A 230-nucleotide genomic window follows, 5' to 3' on the forward strand; every position below is an offset into this window, starting at 1 on the left:
GAGGCATCAAACCGCCCGCGCGATCGAGCGCGGAAAGGTCATCGTACCCGCCGACATGCGTCTCGCCGATGAACACCTGCGGCACCGTGCGGCGGCCGGTCCGCGTCATCATTTCCTCGCGGCGGGCCGGGTCCTTGTCGATCAGTACCTTCTCAACGTGCTCGACGCCGCGCGACTTTAAAAGACGTTCGGCCATCTGGCAATACGGGCACACCTGCGTGCTGTACATG

Annotated in this window: 1 protein-coding gene; it reads right to left on the bottom strand. The window is 63.9% G+C overall.

What is annotated here, in order from left to right; all coding sequences use genetic code 11:
- Window positions 1–229: glutaredoxin 3 (gene grxC, locus SB771_RS37490; protein ID WP_410722341.1), on the bottom strand; the 229-nt coding region annotated here is incomplete at its 3' end.
- Window position 230: the final 1 nt, after the last annotated feature.

The organism is Burkholderia sp. SIMBA_051 (assembly GCF_046534915.1).
GTDB lineage: Bacteria > Pseudomonadota > Gammaproteobacteria > Burkholderiales > Burkholderiaceae > Burkholderia > Burkholderia ambifaria.